Origin of the sequence: Polaromonas sp. (assembly GCF_031411155.1) — a bacterium.
In the GTDB taxonomy this organism is placed as follows: Bacteria; Pseudomonadota; Gammaproteobacteria; order Burkholderiales; family Burkholderiaceae_C; genus Polaromonas.
Genome location: NZ_JANOAL010000112.1, coordinates 1 through 7,784, shown reverse-complemented (window position 1 = coordinate 7,784; position 7,784 = coordinate 1). Strand labels below are relative to the sequence as shown.

General features: G+C 65.4%; 9 protein-coding genes. 7 read left to right on the top strand and 2 right to left on the bottom strand.

The window, feature by feature from the left end; all coding sequences use genetic code 11:
• A partial coding sequence (locus RMO23_RS07765; protein WP_309680151.1) for an SAM-dependent methyltransferase occupies nt 1-404 on the bottom strand: 404 nt, incomplete at its 3' end.
• Between the two features lie 53 nt (nt 405-457).
• Here RMO23_RS07765 and RMO23_RS07760 point away from each other — a divergent pair.
• The 7 genes from RMO23_RS07760 to RMO23_RS07730 all read left to right on the top strand — a co-directional run bounded on the left by RMO23_RS07760 (nt 458) and on the right by RMO23_RS07730 (nt 6,980).
• Nucleotides 458-1,225 carry an SDR family oxidoreductase gene (locus tag RMO23_RS07760; protein WP_309680149.1) on the top strand — a complete coding sequence of 256 codons (768 nt, stop codon included), beginning with the start codon at nt 458-460 and terminating at the stop codon, nt 1,223-1,225.
• 73 nt (nt 1,226-1,298) lie between these two features.
• Nucleotides 1,299-1,670, top strand: a complete 372-nt coding sequence (locus RMO23_RS07755) for a dihydroneopterin aldolase (RefSeq protein ID WP_309680147.1) — start codon at nt 1,299-1,301, stop codon at nt 1,668-1,670.
• Between the two features lie 2 nt (nt 1,671-1,672).
• Nucleotides 1,673-2,620, top strand: a complete 948-nt coding sequence (gene ttcA, locus RMO23_RS07750; RefSeq protein ID WP_309680145.1) for a tRNA 2-thiocytidine(32) synthetase TtcA — start codon at nt 1,673-1,675, stop codon at nt 2,618-2,620.
• 32 nt (nt 2,621-2,652) lie between these two features.
• Nucleotides 2,653-3,279 (top strand): DUF4136 domain-containing protein, encoded by a 627-nt coding sequence (locus RMO23_RS07745; RefSeq protein WP_309680144.1) that lies wholly within the window; start codon nt 2,653-2,655, stop codon nt 3,277-3,279.
• Between the two features lie 140 nt (nt 3,280-3,419).
• Nucleotides 3,420-4,073, top strand: coding sequence for a histidine phosphatase family protein (locus RMO23_RS07740; protein ID WP_309680142.1), 654 nt, complete (start codon nt 3,420-3,422; stop codon nt 4,071-4,073).
• Nucleotides 4,073-5,206, top strand: coding sequence for a DSD1 family PLP-dependent enzyme (locus RMO23_RS07735; RefSeq protein ID WP_309680140.1), 1,134 nt, complete (start codon nt 4,073-4,075; stop codon nt 5,204-5,206). The genes RMO23_RS07740 and RMO23_RS07735 overlap by 1 nt, the downstream gene beginning before the upstream one ends.
• A 19-nt stretch (nt 5,207-5,225) precedes the next feature.
• Nucleotides 5,226-6,980, top strand: coding sequence for a lysoplasmalogenase family protein (locus RMO23_RS07730; protein WP_309680138.1), 1,755 nt, complete (start codon nt 5,226-5,228; stop codon nt 6,978-6,980).
• Here RMO23_RS07730 and ruvB read toward each other — a convergent pair.
• The coding region (gene ruvB, locus RMO23_RS07725) for a Holliday junction branch migration DNA helicase RuvB (RefSeq protein WP_309680136.1) at nt 6,960-7,784 on the bottom strand (825 nt) is incomplete at its 5' end. The two genes, RMO23_RS07730 and ruvB, sit on opposite strands and share 21 nt — an antisense overlap.

Genomic DNA, 7,784 nt, shown 5'->3' with positions numbered 1-7,784 from the left:
TCGCGCTGGCGCGCCACCAGGCTGCCCGACAGGTCCACGATGGTGTAGCGCTCGAGTTGCGGCCCGATGGCATCCAGAATCTGCAGGGCCAGCGCGCCCGAACCCGCGCCAAACTCCCAGATCTCGCTGGTACCGGTCGCTTCCAGCGCCTGCGCCAGCTGGCGCGCCAGGGTCTGGCCAAAACGCGGCGACAGCTCGGGGGCGGTCACAAAGTCGCTGCCACCCTCCTTGACGCCCGCCGGCATCAGGCCAAATTTGCGCGAGTCGTTGGCGTAGTAGCCCAGGCCGGGGGCGTACAGGGCCAGCGCCATGAAGGCATCAAAGCCAAGCCAGCCGCCGGCGGCATCAATGGCCCTGGCAATATGGGTGGGCAGGCCGGTCGTTAAAATAGAACTTTGCGTCATGTCAGTCACCGGCACCCATTGTCGGTGATACCGGCTTGCCCCCTCCACATTCCATGCCCCCAGCTCCTCCCCCACCCGTTGTTCTTGTCACCGGCGCCGCCAGGCGGCTGGGCCGCGAGATCGCGCTGGCGCTGGCCGCGGGCGGCTGGCAGGTGGCGGTGCACTACCGCAGCTCCGAATCCGATGCTATTAAAACAGTAGCTGACTGCGCCCGTCTTTCGGGGGCTGCAGCCGCCTTTGATGCCAATCTTGATGATGAGGCGGCGGTCCGGGGCCTGCTGCCGCGCGTGGTGGCGCATTTTGGCCGGGTCGATGCGGTGGTCAACAACGCCTCGACCTTTGAGTATGACAGCGCCGCCAGCTTTGGCTTTGCCAGCCTGGACAAGCACCTGCACAGCAATACCGGCGCCGCCATCCTGCTGGCCCAGGCGCTGCACGCGCATGTCGCCTCGCGCCAGGCCACGGGTGCGGTCGTCAACCTGCTGGACCAGAAACTGTGGAACCAGAACCCGGATTTTTTCAGCTACACCCTCTCAAAAGCCGCACTCGAAGCCGCCGGCACCATGCTGGCGCTGGCGCTGGCGCCGCAGGTGCGGGTGGTCGGCGTGGCGCCGGGGCTGACCCTGAGCAGCCACCTGCTGAGCGACGCGCAATTCGAGGCGCGGCACCAGTTGTCGCCGCTGGGCCGCTCCTCCACGCCGGCCGACGTGGCCAGTGCGGTGAAGTTTGCGCTGGAAAACGCGTCGATGACCGGCACCACGCTGCTGGTGGACGGCGGCCAGCACCTGATGAAGTTTGAGCGCGATTTTTCTTGCATGTAACTTTGCGGGACAGACCAGGAATTACGAAGTAATTTTGCCCTGTCCCCAACACTTTAAGCTGAAAAAATAACCCATGTACAACACCTTAGGCACCCAGATCCTGACGCTCACCGGTTTGCGCTTTGACGCGAACCTGGGCATTCTGGACCACGAAAGAAGCGCGCCGCAACCGATCCAGGTCGATGCCGAACTGAGCCTGGGCACGCAGCCGCTGCTGCCGCATGACGATGACATCAACCATGTACTGGACTACCGCAAGGTGCGCCAGATCATCATCACCGAATGCACCGCCGAACATGCGAACCTGCTGGAAAGCCTGATTGGCAAACTCGCGCACCGGCTGATGCTGCTGCCCGGCGTGCTGGGGGTGCGGGTGAAGATTGCAAAACTTGAAATTTTTGACGACTGCGAAGTAGCCATTCGCGTCGAGACAGGACAGTGGTAACCATGAGTGCTCAATGGATGGATGAACAGATCGAAACTTCAGCGCGTGTGCAAAACACCCTGAAGATCGAGCGCGAAGACCACAAGCTCGAAAAGCGCCTGTGCCGCGAGGTCGGCCGGGCCATTGTGGACTTCAACATGATTGAAGAAGGCGACAAGGTGATGGTCTGCGTCTCGGGCGGCAAGGACAGCTACGCCATGCTCGACATTCTGCTGAAACTGCAAAAACGCGCGCCCATCAGCTTCGAGCTGATCGCCGTCAACCTCGACCAGAAACAGCCCGGCTTTCCCGAGCACATCCTGCCAGAGTACCTGGGCAAGCTCGGGGTGCCGTTTCACATCGAAAACCAGGACACCTACAGCATCGTCAAGCGCGTGATTCCCGAGGGCAAGACCCTGTGCTCGCTGTGTTCGCGGCTGCGGCGCGGCATCTTGTACCGCGTGGCGGGCGAGCTCGGCGCGACCAAGATCGCGCTCGGCCATCACCGCGACGACATGCTGCAGACGTTTTTCCTCAACATGTTTTTTGCCGCCAAGCTCAAGGGCATGCCGCCCAAGCTGGTCAGCGACGACGGCAAGAACATCGTGATCCGGCCCATGGCCTACGTGACCGAAAAAGACCTGACGCGCTGGGCCCAGGTGCAGGATTTCCCGATCATTCCCTGCACGCTGTGCGGCAGCCAGGAAAACCTGCAGCGCAAGCAGGTCGGCAACCTGCTGCGCGAGTGGGACAAAAAACACCCGGGCCGGCTCGAAAACATGTTCTCGGCCCTGCAGCACATCGTGCCTTCGCACCTGATGGACAGCCAGCGCCACGACTTCAAGAACATCAAGACCACCGGCGTGGCCGATGCCGACGGTGACAAGGCCTTTGACGCCGAGGAATTCAGGGACCCGTTCAGCCCGGCCGTGCCGCCAGGCCAGTCGGTCATCAAACTGCTCTCCAGCTAGCTTTTTCTGGGTCAAATACGACTGGAGCCCTTATGAAACGTGCACTTTCAGCTATCTTTTCAGTAGCAGCCATGGTGTTGTTGATGACCGGCTGCTCCGGCATGCGGCTGGTTGACAGCGATGTGACGGCCTTCCCGCGCTGGAATGGCGCGCCGCCCGGCCCCGGCACGCCCTACCGCTTTGAACGCCTGCCCTCGCAGCAGGCGCCCGAGCTGCAGCAGGACCAGGTCGAAGCGCAGGCGCGCGCCGCGCTGGCCAGGGTCGGCCTGGAGCTGCAACCGAGCGCCGCGCGTTACAGCGTGCAGGTGCAGCTCAGCATCCAGTTGCTGGAGCGCGCGCCCTACCAGGGCGGTTACAGCGACGGCTATGGCTTTGGCGGGGCCGGCGTATTTCTGGGCGGCGGCAGCCGGGGCGCGTCCCTGGGGCTGTCGTTTCCGTTTGGCCGCACCGGCTTTATGCAGCCCTGGTACCGGCGCGACCTGAACATTTTGATGCGCGACCTGCGCACCCAGCAGGTGGTGTACGAAACCCGCGCCCTGCACGATGGCGTGTGGAGCGACACCGAAGCCGTGCTGCCGGCCATGCTGGACGCGGCGCTGCGCGGATTTCCGCAGCCGCCCGCAGGCACGCGCCGCATCAATGTAGAGATTCAGCGGTGAGCGACACACCCGAAATGGCCCCTCGTCGAGACCTGAAACGGAAAAGCGGGGCCGTTAACGAAGAAGCTCAATTTTCCGACGGGCCGCCCCTAGGAAAATTAGCCCCCTCGGGGGGCAGCGTAGTACGCGAAGCGACAAGCGTGGGGGCCTCATCTGTTGAGCCCACCCGCATCATCGCCATCCGCCATGGTGTAACTGCCTGGAACGTGGACTCGCGCATCCAGGGCCAGCTCGACATTCCGCTCAATGACACCGGCCGCCAGCAGGCGCACCGGCTGGCGCTGGCGCTGGCGGGCCAACCGATCACGGCGATTTACGCCAGCGACCTGTGGCGCGCCTATGACACCGCGCTCTACGTCAGCCGCGCCGTGGACGTGGACGTGACCACCGATGAAGGCCTGCGTGAGCGCAGCTTTGGCGAGTTTCAGGGCAAGACCTTTGCCGACATTGAAGCCCTCCATCCTGAACAGGCGCAGCGCTGGCGCAAGCGCGAGCCGGCCTTTGCGCCGCCCGGCGGCGAATCGCTGCTGCAGTTGCGCGAGCGCGTGGTCGGCACCGCCGGGCGGCTGGCGGCCCTACACCCGGGCGAGTTGATTGCCCTGGTCAGCCACGGCGGCGTGATGGACGTGCTGTACCGCGCCGCCACCCGGCTCGATTTGCAGGCACCGCGTACCTGGGAGCTGGGCAATGCCGCCATCAACCGCCTGCTCTGGAGCCCCGATGGCTTTTCGCTGGTGGGCTGGGCCGACACGGCGCACCTGGACGATGATGTGCTCGACGAGGCCAGTGCCTGATGAAAAACCTGCCCACGGCGCTGGTCGGCCAGCCTGTCGACGCGATCGACACGCCGGCGCTGGTGATCGACCTGGACGCGATGGAGCGCAACCTGACCGCGATGGCAGCCTTTGCCAAACAGCACGGCATGCGGCTGCGGCCGCACGCCAAGATGCACAAGAGCGCCGTCCTGGCCAAACTGCAGATCGCGGCGGGCGCGGTCGGTGTCTGCGTGCAGAAAACCGCCGAGGCCGAGGCGCTGGCGGCCGGCGGCGTGCACAACATCTACATCAGCAATGAAGTCATAGACCCCGCCAAACTGGCACGCGTGGCGGCGCTGGCGCAACAGCTGGCGGCGCTGGGCGGCCGGCTGGCCATCGCGGTGGACAGTCTGCAAGGCGTGCAGCGGCTGGCCGCCGCCTTCTCTGGCATGGCGCCCGGGCTGATCGATGTGCTGGTGGAGATTGATGTCGGCCAGGGCCGCTGTGGCCTGCCGCCCGGTGCTGCCGCGGTGCCGCTGGTGCAGGCCATTGCGCGGCATGCGCCACTGCAGTTTGCCGGCCTGCAGGCCTACCACGGCCGGGCCCAGCATTTTCGCACGCTGGCCGAGCGGCGCGCGGCGATTGAGCAGGTGGGGCAGGACGTGCGCCGTACCGTGGCCGCGTTGCAGGCGGCAGGCCATGCGGTGCCGCTGGTCACGGGCGCAGGCAGCGGCACGTTTTTGCTCGAAGCCGCCAGCGGCGTCTATGGCGAGCTGCAGGCCGGCTCCTACCTGTTCATGGACCGCGACTACGCCAGCAACGAGCCCGACCCGGCGCAACCGCGTTTCGAGCACGCGCTGTTCGTCAAAAGCCAGGTCATCAGCCGCTGCGCCAGCCATGCGGTGGTCGACGCCGGCCACAAAAGCCACGCGATTGATTCCGGCCTGCCCGCGGTGCATGGGCTGGCGCTCAGCTATGGCAACGGCGGCGACGAGCATGGCATTTTGACCGGGGATGCGCTGCCGGAACTGGGCGATACCGTCTGGCTGATTCCCGGCCACTGCGACCCCACCGTCAACCTGCACGGCGTCATGATTGGCGTGCGCGGCGGCCTGCGGCAGGGCGTGGTCGAGCAGATCGTCAGGGTAGATGCCAGAGGCGCGCTGACCTGACAGGCCTGAAAATCGGACGATGGGGAAAATCATCGTTCTGGCCACGCCAGTCTTCTTTTTGCTGATCGCCATCGAGTTTGCCTGGGGCTGGCTGCGCGCGCGTCGGGGCACGGGCCGCAACAGCTACCAGCTCGACGACGCCATCAACAGCATCAGCCTGGGCGCGCTGAGCCAGATCAGCGCGGTGCTGATGCCGCTGCTGATCATCGGCATTTACAGCGCGGTCCAGTCCTCCATCTCGCTGGTGCCGGCTACGCGGGCCGAGGCCTTCTGGAACAGCTGGTACGGCTGGCTGCTGGCGCTGGTTTTTTATGATTTTTGCTACTACTGGCTGCACCGGCTGGGCCATGAGTCGGCCGTGCTGTGGGCCGCGCATGTGGTGCACCACCAGAGCCAGCGCTACAACCTGTCGACCGCGCTGCGGCAAACCAGCTCGGGCCCGCTGCTGGCCTGGATTTTTTACCTGCCGCTGGCGCTGGCCGGCGTGCCGCCGCTGCTGTTTGGCATCGTCGCGCTGGTTGATCTGCTGTACCAGTTCTGGGTGCACACCGAGCAGATCGGCAAGCTCGGCTGGTTTGACCGCTGGTTCTGCTCGCCGTCCAACCACCGCGTGCACCACGCCGTCAACGACGAATACCTCGACAAAAACTACGGTGGCGTGCTGATTCTGTGGGACCGGGTGTTTGGCAGCTTCAAGGAAGAAGAGGCGCCCTGCGTCTACGGCACGCGCAGCCCGCTGGGCAGCTGGGACCCGCTGTGGGCCAACGCCGAGGTCTACTGGTCGCTGGCCAAGGACTCGTGGCACGCCCAAAGCTGGGCCGACAAGCTGCGGGTCTGGTTCAAGCCGCCGGGCTGGCGGCCGGCCGACGTGGCGGCGCGGTTTCCGCAGCCGGCGTTTGACATCCGCCAGGTCCAGACCTTTGCGCCCCGCGTGAGCCGCGCCGTGCTGTGGTTTGGCAGCCTGCAGTTTGTCGCCCTGCTGCAGGGCGTGTCGGCCTTTTTGTGGTTTTCCGAGGAGTTGCCGTTGGCGCAGCTGGCGGTCTGGCTGGCGGCGCTGGCCGCCGGTTTCTGGGCGGTGGGCGCGGTGCTGCAGGGGCGGCTGACCTGGCTGGAAGTGTTGCTGGTCGAGGCCGCCGCGCTGGCCAGCGCCACTGGCGCGCTCGATCTGCCGGCCTGGCACCAGGTTTTCAAGCCGCTGGCGATGCTGCTTGCTATTATTTTGGTAGCTGGATACGCGCATAAATCAAGGGCTGGCGGCCGTTTTTATACATTATTGATGCTGGCGCTGGCGGCTTCGCTGGCGGGCGACGTGTTGCTGATGCTGGACGGCTATTTCATCCCCGGCCTGCTGGCTTTTCTGCTGGCGCACCTGGCTTACATCGCCCTGTTCAAGCAGGGCGTGGGCTGGCTGCCGAGCCGCCGCGCGCTGGCCGCCACGCTGGGCATTGGCGGTGTGCTGTATGCCGGTTTGGGGGCCAGCGGCCTGCCCGCCGATTTGCGCGGGCCGGTGGCGGTGTACGTCGTGGCGATTGCCCTGATGGCGGCTCAGGCGCTGGGCCGCGCCACCGTGTTGCGCGAACCTGCGGCGAACCGGGTCGCGATAGGCGCCTGCGTGTTCATGCTCAGCGACGCGCTACTGGCCTTCGACCGCTTTGTGCAGCCGCTGCCGATGGCCGCGCTGTGGGTGCTGGCTACTTACTACCTGGCGCAGATTCTGATCGTGCGCTACGCGCGGCCGGTTGCCGGCGACGCGCTACGGCAGGAACAGGTCTGAGCCGCCATCCTGCCGGCTGGCCGGCGGCGTGACGCCCAGATGCCGGAACGCCGCCAGCGTGGCCACGCGGCCGCGCGGCGTGCGCTGCAAATAGCCCTGCTGAATCAAATAGGGCTCGATCACATCCTCGATCGTGCCCGGCTCCTCGCCAATGCTGGCGGCAATGTTGTCCAGCCCGACCGGGCCGCCGTCAAAGCGGTGAATCACGGCTTCGAGCAGTTTGCGGTCCATCACGTCAAAGCCTTGCGGATCGACGTCCAGCATGGCCAGCGCCTTGTTGGCAATGTCCAGCGTGATGACGCCCTTGCCTTTCACATCGGCATAGTCGCGCACGCGGCGCAGCAAGCGGTTGGCAATGCGCGGCGTGCCGCGCGAGCGGCGGGCGATCTCGAAGCCGCCCTCGGCGTCCATCGGCACATTGAGCAAGCCGGCGCTGCGCTTGACGATGCGCGCCAGCTCCTCGGCGCTGTAAAACTCCAGCCGCGCCACGATGCCAAAACGGTCGCGCAAGGGGTTGGTCAGCATGCCGGCCCGCGTGGTGGCGCCCACCAGCGTGAAGGGCTGCAGATCCAGCTTGATGCTGCGCGCCGCCGGGCCCTCGCCAATCATGATGTCGATCTGGTAGTCCTCCAGCGCGGGGTACAAAATCTCCTCGACCACCGGGCTCAGCCGGTGAATCTCGTCGATGAACAGCACATCGTTTTTTTCCAGATTGGTCAGCAGCGCCGCCAGGTCTTTCGGCTTTTCCAGCACCGGGCCCGAAGTCTGGCGCAGGTTCACGCCGAGTTCATGCGCAATGATGTG